Source organism: Nocardioides sp. B-3 (assembly GCF_024703895.1).
Taxonomy (GTDB): domain Bacteria; phylum Actinomycetota; class Actinomycetes; order Propionibacteriales; family Nocardioidaceae; genus Nocardioides.
The window spans coordinates 2007363-2021590 of record NZ_CP087968.1; the positions used below are offsets into that span (position 1 = coordinate 2007363).

Genomic DNA, 14228 nt, shown 5'->3' on the forward strand with positions numbered 1-14228 from the left:
AGTCCCGGCCCCGGATCGCCGTGGTGCCCTCGTAGAGGGTGTCGATCTTGGCGTCGCGGACGTACTGCTCGATCGGGTACTCCTGAAGGAAGCCCGAACCGCCGAAGGTCTGCAGCGACTCGGTGCCCAGCAGCACCCACGAACGCTCCGAGCCGTAGCCCTTCACGATCGGGAGCAGCAGGTCGTTGACGGCGACCGCGAGGCGCGCCTCCTTCGAGTCCGCTGTGCCCTCGTGCTCGGCGATCATGACGGTGTCCTGCCACGACGCGGTGTAGAGCACCAGCGCGCGCATGGCCTCGGCGAACGACTTCTGCGTCATCAGCGAGCGACGGACATCGGGGTGGTGCGTGATCGTGACGCGCGGGGCGGCCTTGTCGGCGGCCTGCGTCAGGTCGGCACCTTGGACGCGCTCCTTGGCGAACTCGAGCGCGTTGAGGTAGCCGGTCGACAGGGTCGCGATGGCCTTGGTGCCGACCATCATCCGGGCGTTCTCGATGACGTCGAACATCTGCGCGATGCCGTTGTGCACCTCGCCGAGCAGCCAGCCCTTGGCCGGCTCGCCGCCGCCGACCTGCGGGTCGCCGAAGGTGACCTCACACGTGTTGGAGACCTTGATGCCCATCTTGTGCTCGACGTTGGTGACGTAGACGCCGTTGCGCTCGCCGGTCAGCTCGCCGGTCTCGTGGTCGAAGTGATGCTCCGGCATCCAGAAGAGCGACAGGCCCTTGGTTCCGGGGCCGCCCGCGCCCTCGACGCCCTCGGGGCGCGCGAGCACGAGGTGCATGATGTTCTCGCTCATGTCGTGCGTGGCGCTGGTGATGAAGCGCTTGACACCCGTGACGTTCCACGAGCCGTCCTCGTTCGGGGTGGCCTTGGCGCGGCCGGCGCCGACGTCGGAGCCCGCGTCGGGCTCCGTCAGCACCATGGTGCAGCCCCACTGGCGATCGACCATGATCTGGGCGACGCGCTGGTCTCGCTCGTTGCCGTTGTTGTAGACGACACCGGCGAAGGGGCGCCGGCGGCGTACATGTGGATCGGGGCGTTGGAGCCGAGCACCATCTCGCCCATGGCCCAGTTGATCGTGGAAGGCGCGGGGGTGCCGCCGAGCTCCTCACGGATCTGCAGGCGCCAGAACTCGGAGTCCATCCGGGCCCGGTAGCTCTTCTTGAACGACTCGGGCACCGGGGCGGTGTTGGTCTTGGGGTCGAAGACCGGGGGTTGCGGTCGCTGTCGACGTACGACGCGGCCAGCTCACCCTCGGCGAGCTTGGCCACCCGGGCCGGGATCTCGCGGGCGGTCTCGCCATCGACCTCGGCGAAGGGGCCCTGCCCCGGGATCTCGTCGTGGCCGAGGACCTCGAAGAGGTTGAACTCGATGTCGCGGAGGTTGGACTTGTAGTGGCTCACGTTCTACCTGTTCCGTTTTCGTGGCACCGGTCCATGTCCCGGGAAGGGTCTGGATCCGGTCCGTGCGGAGCCGGGCTCCGGGGAGTCCGGCGACGAGGAGCTCGGAGCGCTACTCGTCGGTAACTTAATTGTGCATCGGCGATGGGCGGCGCGCAACACGAACGGCACATGTGGCAGGTCACACGGGTGGATCGCCGGGGTGCCGCAACGTTGAGTGACTTGGCCGACATATCTGACAAACTGGGTCCATGCGCGTTTCCGCCAAGGCCGACTACGCCCTCAGGGCGCTGATCGAGATCGCCTCCGTCACGGACGGCACCGCTGTCAGTGCCGAACAGCTCGGGAAGGCGCAGGACATCCCGCACGGCTTCCTGCAGGCGATCCCGGCCGACCTCCGTCGCGCCGACATCGTGGTCTCCCAGCGCGGCCAGTCCGGTGGCTGGCGCTTCGCGCCTCGCCCGAGTCGGTCTCGGTGGCCGACGTCATCCGCGCCGTCGACGGTCCGCTCGTGTCGGTCTACGGCCTGCGGCCGGAGTCCGTGGCGTACGGCGAATCTGCCAAGGTCCTCCAGCACGTCTGGATCGCCGCCCGCCGTTCCCTGCGGTCGGTGTTCGAGGGCGTGTCGATCCGGGACCTCGCCGACGGCAAGCTGCCCGACGCGGTCGCGGAGATGACTGCCGACGAGGACGCCCGGCAGCCGCACTGATCGACTGATCAGGCGGCGAGCTGCTCCTTGACCTGCTTGCGCCGCTTCTTGAGCTTCAGCAGCGACTTGTCGAGCCGCGCCTTCTCCTCGGACAGCGCGATCCGCGCCATCTCCGCGGCGAAGTCGGCCGACGACAGGCCGGGCTGGATCGCGTGGATCCGCTCGGGCTTCACGAGCCGCGTCCGGGCAGTGGGCAGCTCGGCCTGTGCCTCCGGGGTGACCACGAGGTGCACCTTGAGGCCGGCGAGGCCGTCGATCGCCAGCGCGGCCCGGTCGTCGTCGGCGTCGAGGAAGCCGGGCTCGCTGATGAAGCAGTCGGACTTCAGCCGGAACGTCTTGCGACAGACCTTGGCCCACGCGCCTTCGACGTCCTTGCGCTTGAGGTCGGCCGCCTTGTGCGCGCGGCGGATCTCGAGGTCGGCGCGGTGCAGGTCGTCCCGGCTGACGTCTGGAGTGAGTACGGCGACGGCGGCAAGTCGCTCCCGGACCTCGGCGTCGATCTCGACGACGTCGGGTCCGATGTGCAGGAAGACATGGTGCTTGGCCATGGTCGCAACCTCGCAGGGTCCGACGACCGGGCGGTGAACTCCGTGCGACCCGCGACGGAAGGGTTGGATCTAGAACACGTTCTCGTTTCGCCGTACGATCGTCGGCATGATCACCAGTGACGCCATCACGTGGGACGCGCCCGACGGCGACCACCCCGCCCGTCGTGCCTCCCAGCGCTCCTACTCCGCCGTCTCGCGCGGCGACCTCGAGGAGTGGCTCACGGGGTACGCCGAGGACGCGGTCATCGAGGATCCCGTCGGTCCCTCGATGTTCGACCCCGAGGGTGTCGGCCACCACGGGCACGACGCGATCCGGAAGTTCTGGACCGCCGCGATCGAGCCGATCGCGACCTTCCACTTCCACATCACCGACAGCCACGCGAACGGCAACGAGTGCGCCAACATCGGCACCATCACCACGACCTTCCACGACGGCGGGCAGGTCGACACCGACCCGGTGATGGTCTACCGCGTCAACGCGGACGGCCTCGTCGCCTCGATGCGCGCACACTGGGAGCCGGAGCGGGCGATGGCGACCTACCGAAAGCCTTTACCGAAGACCGTGTGACGCGTCCGGGGTGGTGCGCGTCATGAGGGGTGACGCCAACCAATCCAAGGAGTGACATGTCGGGCAAGCAGGGGGACTTCGAGGAGTTCGCGCTTGCCCGCACGCCGGCCCTGTATCGGGCGGCCCGGCTGCTGTGCGGTGATCACCACCGGTCCGAGGACCTCGTCCAGAAACCCCCGGCGAAGATCTTCGTGCGGTGGCACAGCCGGCTGCGCGGGCCGATCGACAACCCGGCGGGCTATGCCCACACGACGCTGGTGCGCACCTTCATCAGTGCGCAGCGACGCAAGAGCAACCACGAGCGACCGACCGAGCACCTGCCCGAGGTCGCTTCCGCGGAGGGCGGGATCGACGTGCGGCTGACGCTGCGCGACGCGCTCGCCTCGTTGGAGCCTCTGGATCGAGCAGTGCTGGTGCTCCGCTACCTCGACGACCGCTCGGTCGCCGAGACGGCGGAGGCGATCGGGGTCAGCCCCGGCGCCGTACGCAACCGGACCATGCGGGCCCTCGAGCGCCTTCGCGGCGAGCTCGGCACGTCACTCCCCGACCTCATGAAGTCCTGAAAGGACACCCCTCATGACTGCTCCTGACCACGGCGTCGACCTCCTCCTGCGCCACGCCACCGACGACCTCCGCCCCGACGTCGACCGACTCGTCGCCGGCGGCATCAACCGCGGCCGCTCACGCCGGCGCCGCGCCCGGATCGGTACGGCGGTCGCTGCTGTTGCCGTGTTTGGCGTCATCGGCGCAGCAGCGGCCGTCGTGCCTCAGCTCGGAGGTGATCCCGACGCCGCCCGCGAGAGCGACATCGCGTCGGAGACGACCACGACCTCGACCACGCCGCCCGTGCCCGTCGAGGACGAGCAGGCGAAGAGAAAGGCCCTGCGCGAGCTGCAGAACCAGCCCGCTCCCATCACGGCCGCGCTGGCCATCAACGCGGCAAACTTCCCGACCGCGGTTCGCCTCCCCGGTGTCGCCGGCGCACCGGGTGGAGGACGCGCTCACGGTCGCCCCCTATCCGTTGGTCGACGAGACCGCGGAGAAGATCGCCCACTTCCGCGTCGACGGCATGCTGGCCTCCGTCGTGATCACGCAGTCGACCTCGGCGTTCGAGTGGGAGTGCCAGCAAGGCGCCGAGCTCGGCAACCGGGTCTGCACGCAACTGCCCGACGGCTCCCGGCAGCAGGTGTGGGGTCCGGACACGGCCGACCGGGTGACCGCTCAGGGCGTCACTGTCTGGCGGCACGGATATGCCCCGGCGGTGCTCGCGTACAACGCCCCCGAGGGCAAGGAGGTCGCTCCGGTCCAACCCGGTCCGGCGCTGAGCCCGGCCGAGCTGACCACGATCGCGACCAGCGACGTCTGGTTCTCGGGCCTGCCGGCGTCGGACGGCTGAGCCCCCTTTCGTTACCGAACAGTCAGGGGGTCAATTTTGCTGGGGACCCCCTGACTGGTCGGTAACTCGGGTCAGGCGGGGTCGAGCCGGGCGAGCCAGTCGACGAGCGGCTTGAGGGTTCGCCAGTCGTCGCGGATGACGTCTCCGAGCGACGCCGTGTGGACGACCGGCTCGAACCCGATCGTCCGCCCGGCGAAGAGCTGCTTGTGCCGCAGCAGCTCGATGCGCGGGGTGCTCCTTGTCGTAACCCCGCGGCGCGGTCTTGAGCTGCTCGCCCGAGACCTCGAAGCCGGCCTTCTCGATCTTGGCCAGGATCCGCTTCAGCTGCGGCCCTGACAAGTCGCTGACGATCGCGTCGCGAAACGCTGCCAGCCGCGCCCCGTCGGCCTCGTAGAAGCCGGCCCCGGTGCGCACCCCGCGGGCCGACACCTCGACGTACCACCCCGTCGCGGGAGCGACTCCGACGAAGGCGCCCCGGTGGGTCTTGTAGGGCGTCTTGTCCTTGGCGAAGCGGACGTCGCGGTAGGGGCGGAAGATCTTCAGCGACCCGAACTCGGGCTCGACGAGCGTCGCCAGCGCCTTCATGGGCGCCTCGACGGAGTCCTTGTAGACGGCCTTGTTGGCCTCCCAGAACGACTTGGTGTTGTCCATCTCGAGGTCGTCGTAGAAGTCGAGCGCGGCGACGGGGAATCCTTCGAAACTCACCTACGCGACGTTAGCCGAGACCTGCTCGTCGCCGTCCTCGCCGTACGACGAGATGGTGATGATGCTGTCGGCGCACTCGGGCTTGCCGATGAAGGCGTTGCCCTGCGACGTCGACTCGTAGGCGGTGCTCAGGGTCGAGCCGTCCCAGCGCATCAGCCGCGCCGGATCGCTTGCCTTGATCGGGTCGCTGACGTAGAAGGTGTCGCCGCCGCAGGAGGTGAGGGTGCCGGTCGTGCCCCTGCCCAGCTCCTGCGCGCTGCCGTCGACCAGCGCGTGGAAGGCGGCCTCCTGCTGGCGCTTGGGGCGGGGGACCTCCGACCAGACGATGCCGGTGCTGGTCGCGGCGATGTCCCAGCCCGCGCACTCCGCCGGCCCGTCGACCGGCTGCGGCACGCCGGCCCGGTCCGAGCAGGGTCAGGGTGCGGCACCAGATGTCGCTGTCGTAGTCGAAGAGCATCGCGGCGACGCCGTGCTCGTTGGCCTCGAGCTCGGCAATGCCGACGCGCTCGGGCGGGCACCAGCCCTCCTCGCCGTTGCCGTCGGTGACGGCGAGCGTGGCCGAGCAGGCGTGCTGGTCTGCGTCGAGCGCCGGGTAGTAGAGACTGTCGTCGACCATCGCCCAGTCGCCGCCGTTGGCCGGCTCGGGCGTGACGATCTCGGCCCGCTCGCCGGTCGCGAGGTCGATCCGGTGTCCGACGCCGGTGGTGGTCTCGCCGCCGAAGGCGAACGACACGACGGCGGTGTCGCCCTCGAGGAGTACGGCGTTGACGGTGCCGCCCTCGTCAGTCGGACCGGCGACGTCGTCCGCGCCCGTCGCGCTCTCGAACCGGACGTCCGTCTCGGTCGCGATCGCCGTCCACAGCTCACCGACGACCACGCGCTCGTCGACGGAGTGGCCCGTGGGTTGCCAGTCGAGGTCGGTCGTGTCCTCGGCTGTCGGGGTCGGCGCGGGGGCCGGCTTCTCGTCCGCACTGCACGCGGTCGCGGCGAGGAGAACGGCGGCGATCGCCGTACGGACCGAAAGGCGCATCAGACGCCCGAGGTTGTGCTGGAAGTGGGCCCGGTTGGCGCGGAAGCTCTTGTAGGCGGACTGCCACTGCGTGCGCGGGATCCGCGGCTCGGTCGGGTCGAACCTGCTCTGGTCCCGGGGCTCGAAGTAGCCGAGCAGCTTCTGCCCGTCCTCGGTGCGGTGGTAGCCGCGGCCGACCCGAAGTGCCCGGAGGCGTCGTCGTCGAGGTAGGGGAAGTACTGCTTCAGCAGGATCGGGTGCAGCACGACCGGCGCCTTGTAGGTGTGGATGTGCCTCTTCATCAACCGCCACCACTGCTTGTAGGTGAAGTCGCTGATGTCGAGGACGACATAGGGCCCGGCGCGGTCGGCGTTGTCGTAGCCGGTGTTGTGGTTGACCACGCGGACCATGTCGGTGATGCCGGTCCCGGCGGTCGTGGTGTGCAGCCGGTCGGCCCAGAGCGCCCGGCCCCGGCGGCGGTCGCGCCAGCCCCACGCGATCATCTGCACGGTGCCCGGCCCGCACCAGTAGGACTCCTGCTGCGGCCGCACCTGCCGCTCGTCGAGGATCCGGAACTTGCGCGGGTGCTTGCGGTCCGTCGTCGCGCGCGCGGACACCGCCGCCTCCGGGTGCTGGTTGAGGAAGTCGTCGGGCAGCGGCACCCCCGGATCTCGTGGCGGATCAGCCAGACCTTCGCGACCGACCGGGCGGCGGCAGTGAGCTCCGCGCGCTCCGCCCGGGCACGAGCCTTCGGCGAGAGCTCGGCCCCGCTGGCGCATCGAGGTCATCGGGTCGAGGTCGCCGGTCTGCTCGGGCGCCGTACGCGCGGGAAGGGTGGGCTGCTCCGCGGCGGCGAGCCCGGCCGCCGCCTCGTCGCGGGTCTTCATCGTCCAACCCAGTCCGAGGCAGTAGCGCTGCCCGTCGAACATCGCGCAGCGCGTGCTGGTGGCCGCGAGGTCGTACGCCGAAGCGCGACCGTCCGGGGAGTGCTCATGCCCTCCGCGACGACCCGCTCGATCTCCGCCTGCATCGCGGGCGTGACTCGGCCGGCGCCGACGCTCGTCGTCAGTGGTGGCCCGGCCTCGCTCGACCGGGGCTGGATCGCGGGTGGCGATTGGTCGGAGTTCGGCAGGAAGGGGGTGCCGGCGACGAGCAGGGTCAGCGCCCCGGCGGCCACCGCGATGGTGCGCCGTCGACGGGAAAGGGATCCGAGAAGCATGGGGAAGGCCTCAATGTGCTGGACATCAGGGACGTCCCACTGTCCCCTCTGGCCACAAAAGGCGCAACCTTCGCTCCCGCCTCACGGGTCACACGCGCTCGGGAACCGAGCGCTGCGTCACCCAGCGAGCCGTCTCGGCGACCGCCGGATCGGGATCGCCGATGAACTGCTCGACCAGATCGATCGCAGCCGCTCCCGACAGCTCGCTCGGGACGGCGTACATCGCACAGGCCCGCAACCGGGGCTCGTCCCAGAAGGCGTCCTCGTCTCGGACCAGCTCCGCAATCCACTCAGCCGGGGACCGGGCCGGAGCTGGAGAGCCCTGCGTGAGCAGGCGCCGACGTGCCGGGTCTTCCAGCGTCGGATCGACGATCGCGAGCGTCATCCGGGCCACGGAGCGCCCGAGCGTCACTTCGAGCATCTCGAGAGCCGTGCTCCGGCTCCGTTCGTCCACCGATGCCGGGACGGAGACGGCCGACTCGATCGCCCGAGCGTCGTGCACGAGGTCGAGGAGCACGCCGACGCGACGAGCCGCAGCGGCGATCTCGTCGCGCAGGGCGTCGCGCAGTGGCTCGTGGTGGGGATCGGCACCGAGCAGGGCCAGGGACGTCCGGGCACCGTTCGACCCGTGCCGCGAGCGCAACGAGCCCGGGCACGAGGTTCAGCTGGTCCGGTGTCTCACTGTGTCCCACCGCCACCGGGCAGAGGGCGGCCGCCTCGACGATCGCGGGATCACCGTCGTCGAGGTGCGCGACGATGAGGTCGCGCGCCTCCGGTGTCGAGGCAAGTCCGAGGCAGTGCACCATCCGCTCGCGGGTCTGCCGGGGAACGGACGGGTCGTCCAGCAGCTCGCCCGCCCGGGGAGCAAGGTGGTCGCAATGGGCTGCGAGCGCATCGAGCACCTCCCCCGACGCGCTCCCGGCCGATGCCGGGGCCACGATGTGCGGCACGAAGAACGTGTCGGGAAGCTGCGCTGCTGCGGCCGGGGCCCCCGTGAACCTCGGTGACATCGTCGGCAGCGACGGCGCTGAGCCACGCCGAGCACCCGGCGTCGCGATGCCCGTCGGCCAACCGGGCCAGCGCGGCCGCCGCGTGGAGCGCCACGTCCCGGTCGCGGTCAGCGAGCAGTGCCGCGACCCGGGCGTGCACCTCCGGGGTCTCCAGCCGGTCGGTCACGACGGCCATCTGCAGGCCCAGCCTGCGGCGGGTCGGGTCGTCGTCGGCCAGCAGGGCGAGCAGGTGCTCGGTGACGTCTCGCCCGGTGTCCGACAGCGCGTCGAGACCGGCATGTACGTCGTGCGGGTCGGCGCTCGCCAGCAGCTGGTCCACCACGGCGTGCGAGGCGGCGTCGTCGATGCGCAAGGCGGCGGGCTCCCGGGGCCCTTCTCGACAACACGTCGCGGAGGTTGGCGCCGTACTCCCTGTAGGCAAGCACGGCCGAGACGAGCCAGACCGCGGTCAGCAGGAGCGTGACCACGACGACGGTCCGGATCCCGAGCCCGAGCGCGTCGAAGACGATCAGCAGGACGCCGACGAAGCCGAGCGCGAGTGGCACGCCGGCACCCTCGACCATGGTCTGGGCGCGCAACCGCTCGTCGGGTCGCAGCGCCCGGTAGGTCGCATTGATCGACGTACGCGTCGTGCCGTCGGTGAGCGAGATGTCGACCACCTGCTGGGCGCAGACAAGGACGAGCAAGAGGAACGTGGCCGTCCCTGCGGTGAAGCCGACCGGGCACGTCCCGACCAGCAGGACCAGCACGCCGAGCGGGTTGGCCGCCAGCCCGAACCCGATCCCGAAGCGGCTCAGCAGCCAGCCCGCCGCGACGGCCACGAACAGGACGCTGACCACGTTGATCACGGCCCCGAAGAGCCCGAGGAACTGTGCGAGCGAGTCCGGATCCGGATAGCGGGCGGCGGCGCGCTCCCACACCATGTAGTCGAGCAGCTGCGTCACCGCGGCCGACAGCACTCGGTAGCCCAGGATCAACGCGACCATCCGGTTCGCGATCAGCTTCCGCCGGGCGTGGCGATCAGGCGCCGGCGCCTGCCGGTCTCGACGCTCCGGCGCCGCGTCGAGCTCGTCGGGGAAGGCACGGGCGGTGGCCACGACGAAGGCAAGCATGACCGCGGCGGCCAGCACGTCGAGGCCGAGCAGCTGGTGCGGCCCGCCCAGCGGGGACACGAGCCCGGCCGCGGCCGGGCCCCCGAGAGCGAACCCCACCGAGAAGCCAGCCGCGACGCGTGGGAAGTGCGCCTTCATCTGGCGTACGTCGAGGAGCCGGCCCGCCTGCGAGCCGACCAGGACGAAACCGAGCGGAATCGACAGCGGGAACAGGACCGGGAGCGGGAACGTGACCCAGACCTCGCCCGTCCCCACCAGCAGGACCCAGCCGACAGTCACGACGACCAGATAGCTGACGATCATCCCGGCCGCCAGCCGGGCCGGGGAGAACCGGCCCCGGGCGCGCGACATGCCCGACGACACGGCCACGCCCGCCGCGGCAACGGCGAGGTAGACGTAGGGCAGCGAGTCGGCGCCGTACTCGTCCAGGGAAGAGCGCGCTCACGGGCACGACCCGGGAAGGCCATCATCAGCCCCGGGGCGATCGTCTGCCCCGCCGGGAGGACGAGCCGCTTCCTCACGACGGCGGCCGCGGCTCGTGCGTCTCACGAACCCGACGGACCAGATCGATGATCACGCCCCGCGCGATGTCGGGGCTCAGGCGCAGCGCCTCGTCGAACGCGGCCTTGCTCAGCCGCAGCGCCCGGACCGGCGTGTACGCCGTGATGGTGGCCGAGCGGCCCCGGGGGTCCAGCAGCTCCATCTCACCGATGGTCGTGCCCGGACCCATCCGGATCCACCGGTCCCGGCGAATGACATCGACCTCGCCCTCGACCAGCACGAACAGCCAGTCCTCCGCCGCGCCGACCTCCATGAGGACGGCTCCGGCCGGAAAGTGCACCTCCTCGAGGACCTGCGCCGGAGCCGGCCAGCAACCGGCCCGGGGCGCGGCTGAACATCGCGACATGGCGCAACGCCGCAACCCGCTCGACCACCGGGAGCATGCTCGCAACGCTACGCACCCCCGGCAGTCGCGGGTAAGACCAATCTGAGGCATTCCGGGCACACCAAAGGACGGCGTCTCGGCCGGCCGCAGGCTGGTAACCGGCGTTTACCTCGACTGCCCGGCCGCTGGGCGGGCCGTTCAGTTCAGGTAAACGCCGGTTACAAGAAGAGTCGGTATGGGTCGGCTTGCCCGGCTTCGCCGTGCTGCGCCGCTTCGCGAGACAACTCAGGCCGCGACTTCGTCGCGGCCTGAGGTGATCTCGCTCGGAGCGGATGACGAGATTCGAACTCGCGACATCGACCTTGGGAAGGTCGCGCTCTACCAGCTGAGCTACATCCGCAGGATGCGCCGGAATCGTACCCGACGCGGGGAGCGTGTCAGTCGAGGCGGCTCAGGGTCGGCCAGCGCGCTGCGACGGTGTCGCCGGACGAGGCGCGGGCCGGGCGGCGGCGTACCCACGGCGCGGCGCTCTGGCGAGCCCGGGTGGCGTTCTCGTTCCACACCTCGCGGCGGGTGCGGGTCACGGTGGCGGGCAGGTCGACGGTCAGGGTGTGCGGCACCTTGAGCGCGTCGAGCATGGCGATGGCCACGCGCTGGTGTCCCCGGGGGCCCATGTGCAGGCGGTCGCTGTCCCAGTGGCGCTCGTCGCGGAGGTCGCGCAGGCGCCAGTAGTCGACGATCGTCGCGTCGTGGCGCTGGGCCGACCAGCGCACCATCTCGTTGTAGATGGCGAAGCGGCCGCGCAGGGGGCGGAAGATCGCGGACCCGCCGGGGTCGTAGGCGGTGAAGACGACGAGCCGGGCTCCCGTGGCGGCGAGCTTGCCGAGTGCCACGTCGTAGCGCGCAGAGATCGCGTCGATGTCGACAGACGGGCGCAGGATGTCGTTGCCGCCGGCGTAGACGGAGATCAGGTCGGGGTTGAGCTCGATCGCGGCCGGGACCTGCTCGTTGATGACGCCGTCCATCTTGCGGCCACGGACCGCGAGGTTGGCGTAGCCGAAGTCGTCGGTGTGGGTCGCCAGCACCTCGGCAACACGGTCGGCCCAGCCACGCAGCCCGTTGGGCCGGGTGGGGTCGTCGTCACCGACGCCCTCGGTGAAGGAGTCGCCGAGGGCGACGAAGCGATGGAAGGTCACGCGGGCATTGTCCAGTGCGTGCGCCCGCCGCGCGCAATCGTCTCGAGTCACTAGGCTGCCCCCGTGCTGCTCTCAGACCGCGACATCCCGGCCGAGCTCGATGCCGGGCGGATCGCCCTCGACCCGTGGGACCCCGCGATGCTGCAACCGTCGAGCATCGACGTACGCCTCGACAGGTTCTTCCGCGTCTTCGAGAACCACCGCTACCCGCACATCGATCCGGCCGCCGACCAGTCCGACCTGACCCGCGAGGTCGAGCCGGAGGGCGACGAGCCGTTCATCCTGCACCCGGGCGAGTTCGTGCTCGGCTCGACCTACGAGGTCGTCAGCCTGCCCGACGACATCGCCGCCCGCGTCGAGGGCAAGTCGAGCCCGGGTCGCCTCGGCCTGCTCACCCACGCCACCGCCGGCTTCGTCGACCCGGGCTTCAGCGGTCACGTCACCCTCGAGCTGGCCAACGTGGCGACGCTGCCGATCAAGCTCTACCCCGGCATGAAGATCGGCCAGTTCTGCTTCTTCCGGCTGACGTCGCCGAGCCAGCACCCCTACGGCTCCGAGAAGTACGGCTCGCGCTACCGGGGCCAGCGCGGCCCGACGCCGAGCAAGAGCTTCCAGAATTTCCACCGTACGGCGATCTGATGACGCCCTCGCGGTGGTGGCACCTCCTCACCGCGCTGGTCGCGACGTTCGCGCTCGTCCTTCAGCTCGTGCTGGTCTGGCAGGGCAACTCGATCCCGGAGACCGACGATCCGCCCGCGCTGGGTGAGCGACTCATCCGCTTCTTCGGCTACTTCACGATCCTGTCCAACGCGCTGGTCGCCTACAGCTCGTGGACCATCGCCCCGGGCCGCGATCGCGACACCACGCTGTGGCGCCTCCTGCGGCTCGACGGCCTGATCGGCATCACCGTCACGTTCGTCGTCGTGCAGGTCCTGCTCAAGGGGCTGGTCGAGCTCGACGGGGCGGACCTGCTGGCCGACAAGCTGCTGCACGTCGTGGTGCCGGTGCTCGCCGTGATCGGCTGGCTGGTCTTCGGCCCCCGTCTTCGCGTACGGCGAAGCGATCTCCTGCCCGCGTTGGTGTTCCCGGTCGCCCGGCTGGTCTACACGCTGGTCCGTGGCGAGGTCGTCGACTGGTATCCCTACCCGTTCCTCGACGCGGGGAGCACGGCTACTGGCAGGTGGCGGCGACCTGCCCGGTCATCGCGGCCCTCTTCATCGGCCTCGCGGCCCCGGCCCGGGAAGGGTGACGAGCGCCTGACCCGGACGCGGTGATCGGGTTAGGGAAACCTAAGTTAGGCTGGCCTCACTAAGGCATCCCTCACCACGGAGTTCCCATGACCTTCACCCTGCGCCTCGGCGCCGCCGCCGCTCTCGCGGCGGCCGCCCTCACCGCCTGCAGCACCGGCTCGACCAACGACGACGCGGACACGGCGACGGAGCCGACGACCAACACGTCGGCCGAGGCAGACGCCTACCCCGTCACCATCGAGCACGCGTTCGGCGAGACGACCATCAACGAGGAGCCGGCCCGGGTCGCCACCCTCGGCTGGACCGACCACGACCACGCGCTCGCGCTGGGCGTCGTCCCGGTCGGCGCGACCGCGATCACCCGGGCGGCAACGAGGCCGGCTCGACCGAGTGGTTCGACGCGGCCATCGAGGAGGCCGGCGCCGAGGCGCCCGTCCGCTACGACGACGCCGACGGCGCCCCGATCGACGAGGTCGCCGAGCTCGCCCCCGACCTGATCCCGGCCACCAACTCGGGCCTGACCGAGGCGGAGTACAAGAAGCTCTCCAAGATCGCCCCCCGTCGTGGCCTACCCCGAGGCTCCCCGGACCACCTCGTGGCAGGACTCGCTGGCCATGGTCGGCGAGGCGCTGGGTCGCAGTGCCCGGGCCGACGAGCTCAAGGCCGAGGCCGAGGCCACCATCGAGGAGGCCAAGGCGGAGAACCCGGTCCTCGACGGTGCCGAGCTGATCTACGGCTACCTCACCACCGCCGACCTGTCGACGGTCGGCATCTATGCACCGCAGGACCCCGCGTCTCCTTCTGGCACGACATGGGGATGGTCGACGCCCCGGCTGTGGCCGACGCCATCGAGCCGGGCCAGTTCTACGGCAGCGTCTCGGCCGAGAAGGCCAGCGAGCTGGACTCCGACGTGTTCCTGACCCGGGTCGACACCGCGGACGCCGTCGACGTGATCGCCAAGGACAAGCTCCTCGGCGACATCCCGGCGATCGCCAGTGGCCACTGGTATGCCGAGACCGACAAGACCGTGACGATGGCCGCGACGAACCCCACGCCACTGTCGATCCCGACCATCGTCTCGGACGTGCTGCCCAAGGTCGTGAAGGCTCTCGAAGGGTCGAAGTGACCGTCCTCGCTCCGTCCGGGGTCGACGCGGCCGTTGCGCCGCGTCGACCCGGCCTGCCGGCCACCACCGCGATCTGGATCGCGGTGGTGGC

Annotated in this window: 20 protein-coding genes, 1 tRNA gene and 2 pseudogenes; 9 read left to right on the top strand and 14 right to left on the bottom strand. The window is 70.4% G+C overall.

The window, feature by feature from the left end; translation table 11 throughout:
- Positions 1–70 precede the first annotated feature (70 nt).
- Both LP418_RS33355 and LP418_RS33360 read right to left on the bottom strand, forming a co-directional pair.
- Positions 71–952, bottom strand: a pseudogene (locus LP418_RS33355) (acyl-CoA dehydrogenase family protein); the annotation flags it as partial.
- Complete coding sequence (locus LP418_RS33360; protein WP_257957330.1) at positions 916–1182, bottom strand: hypothetical protein; 267 nt, start codon at positions 1180–1182, stop codon at positions 916–918. The pseudogene LP418_RS33355 and the gene LP418_RS33360, both read right to left, overlap by 37 nt.
- Positions 1183–1654: 472 nt before the next feature.
- Between LP418_RS33360 and LP418_RS13260 the strand changes: the two are divergent.
- A pseudogene (locus tag LP418_RS13260) lies at positions 1655–2112 on the top strand (RrF2 family transcriptional regulator).
- Between the two features lie 8 nt (positions 2113–2120).
- Here the strand turns inward: LP418_RS13260 and LP418_RS13265 are convergent.
- Positions 2121–2660 (bottom strand): hypothetical protein, encoded by a 540-nt coding sequence (locus LP418_RS13265; protein ID WP_257956617.1) that lies wholly within the window; start codon positions 2658–2660, stop codon positions 2121–2123.
- Positions 2661–2766: 106 nt separating this feature from the next.
- Between LP418_RS13265 and LP418_RS13270 the strand changes: the two genes are divergently transcribed.
- Both LP418_RS13270 and LP418_RS13275 read left to right on the top strand, forming a co-directional pair.
- On the top strand, positions 2767–3228 hold the full coding sequence (locus LP418_RS13270; RefSeq protein ID WP_257956618.1) for a nuclear transport factor 2 family protein: 462 nt from the start codon (positions 2767–2769) through the stop codon (positions 3226–3228).
- A 56-nt stretch (positions 3229–3284) separates the two neighbouring features.
- A complete protein-coding gene (locus LP418_RS13275; protein WP_257956619.1) occupies positions 3285–3791 on the top strand; it encodes a SigE family RNA polymerase sigma factor in 507 nt (168 codons plus the stop codon).
- A gap of 118 nt (positions 3792–3909) precedes the next feature.
- Here LP418_RS13275 and LP418_RS13280 read toward each other — a convergent pair whose 3' ends face one another.
- A complete protein-coding gene (locus LP418_RS13280) occupies positions 3910–4233 on the bottom strand; it encodes a hypothetical protein (protein ID WP_257956620.1) in 324 nt (107 codons plus the stop codon).
- Here LP418_RS13280 and LP418_RS13285 point away from each other — a divergent pair.
- On the top strand, positions 4217–4624 hold the full coding sequence (locus LP418_RS13285; protein WP_257956621.1) for a hypothetical protein: 408 nt from the start codon (positions 4217–4219) through the stop codon (positions 4622–4624). The genes LP418_RS13280 and LP418_RS13285 overlap by 17 nt on opposite strands.
- A 30-nt stretch (positions 4625–4654) precedes the next feature.
- Here LP418_RS13285 and LP418_RS33365 read toward each other — a convergent pair whose 3' ends face one another.
- The 10 genes from LP418_RS33365 to LP418_RS13335 form a co-directional block, all read right to left on the bottom strand.
- On the bottom strand, positions 4655–5329 hold the full coding sequence (locus LP418_RS33365; protein ID WP_257956622.1) for a DUF2461 domain-containing protein: 675 nt from the start codon (positions 5327–5329) through the stop codon (positions 4655–4657).
- A 10-nt stretch (positions 5330–5339) separates the two neighbouring features.
- Positions 5340–6359 (bottom strand): hypothetical protein, encoded by a 1020-nt coding sequence (locus LP418_RS13295; RefSeq protein WP_257956623.1) that lies wholly within the window; start codon positions 6357–6359, stop codon positions 5340–5342.
- Positions 6359–7267, bottom strand: a complete 909-nt coding sequence (locus LP418_RS13300; protein WP_257956624.1) for a hypothetical protein — start codon at positions 7265–7267, stop codon at positions 6359–6361. Before LP418_RS13300 ends, LP418_RS13295 begins: the two co-directional genes overlap by 1 nt.
- A complete protein-coding gene (locus LP418_RS13305) occupies positions 7222–7557 on the bottom strand; it encodes a hypothetical protein (RefSeq protein ID WP_257956625.1) in 336 nt (111 codons plus the stop codon). The genes LP418_RS13300 and LP418_RS13305 overlap by 46 nt, the downstream gene beginning before the upstream one ends.
- Before the next feature lie 88 nt (positions 7558–7645).
- Positions 7646–8200, bottom strand: coding sequence for a hypothetical protein (locus LP418_RS13310; protein WP_257956626.1), 555 nt, complete (start codon positions 8198–8200; stop codon positions 7646–7648).
- 89 nt (positions 8201–8289) lie between these two features.
- Positions 8290–8733 (bottom strand): hypothetical protein, encoded by a 444-nt coding sequence (locus tag LP418_RS13315; protein ID WP_257956627.1) that lies wholly within the window; start codon positions 8731–8733, stop codon positions 8290–8292.
- Positions 8675–10048 (bottom strand): hypothetical protein, encoded by a 1374-nt coding sequence (locus tag LP418_RS13320; RefSeq protein ID WP_257956628.1) that lies wholly within the window; start codon positions 10046–10048, stop codon positions 8675–8677. The genes LP418_RS13315 and LP418_RS13320 overlap by 59 nt, the downstream gene beginning before the upstream one ends.
- 148 nt (positions 10049–10196) lie before the next feature.
- Complete coding sequence (locus LP418_RS13325; RefSeq protein ID WP_257956629.1) at positions 10197–10520, bottom strand: cyclic nucleotide-binding domain-containing protein; 324 nt, start codon at positions 10518–10520, stop codon at positions 10197–10199.
- A gap of 372 nt (positions 10521–10892) precedes the next feature.
- Positions 10893–10965, bottom strand: a tRNA-Gly gene (locus LP418_RS13330).
- A gap of 37 nt (positions 10966–11002) precedes the next feature.
- Positions 11003–11761 carry an SGNH/GDSL hydrolase family protein gene (locus LP418_RS13335; RefSeq protein ID WP_257956630.1) on the bottom strand — a complete coding sequence of 253 codons (759 nt, stop codon included), beginning with the start codon at positions 11759–11761 and terminating at the stop codon, positions 11003–11005.
- Positions 11762–11824: 63 nt separating this feature from the next.
- Here LP418_RS13335 and dcd point away from each other — a divergent pair, with 63 nt between their 5' ends.
- The 5 genes from dcd (at position 11825) to LP418_RS13360 (ending at position 14137) form a co-directional block, all read left to right on the top strand.
- Positions 11825–12400, top strand: a complete 576-nt coding sequence (dcd, locus tag LP418_RS13340; RefSeq protein ID WP_257956631.1) for a dCTP deaminase — start codon at positions 11825–11827, stop codon at positions 12398–12400.
- Positions 12400–13035 (top strand): Pr6Pr family membrane protein, encoded by a 636-nt coding sequence (locus LP418_RS13345; protein ID WP_257956632.1) that lies wholly within the window; start codon positions 12400–12402, stop codon positions 13033–13035. The genes dcd and LP418_RS13345 overlap by 1 nt, the downstream gene beginning before the upstream one ends.
- A 62-nt stretch (positions 13036–13097) precedes the next feature.
- Entirely contained in the window at positions 13098–13508 is a 411-nt protein-coding gene (locus tag LP418_RS13350; RefSeq protein ID WP_257956633.1) for a hypothetical protein, read from the top strand.
- Positions 13509–13574: 66 nt separating this feature from the next.
- Complete coding sequence (locus LP418_RS13355) at positions 13575–13931, top strand: hypothetical protein (RefSeq protein WP_257956634.1); 357 nt, start codon at positions 13575–13577, stop codon at positions 13929–13931.
- Positions 13922–14137 carry a hypothetical protein gene (locus LP418_RS13360; protein ID WP_257956635.1) on the top strand — a complete coding sequence of 72 codons (216 nt, stop codon included), beginning with the start codon at positions 13922–13924 and terminating at the stop codon, positions 14135–14137. The genes LP418_RS13355 and LP418_RS13360 overlap by 10 nt, the downstream gene beginning before the upstream one ends.
- Positions 14138–14228: the final 91 nt, after the last annotated feature.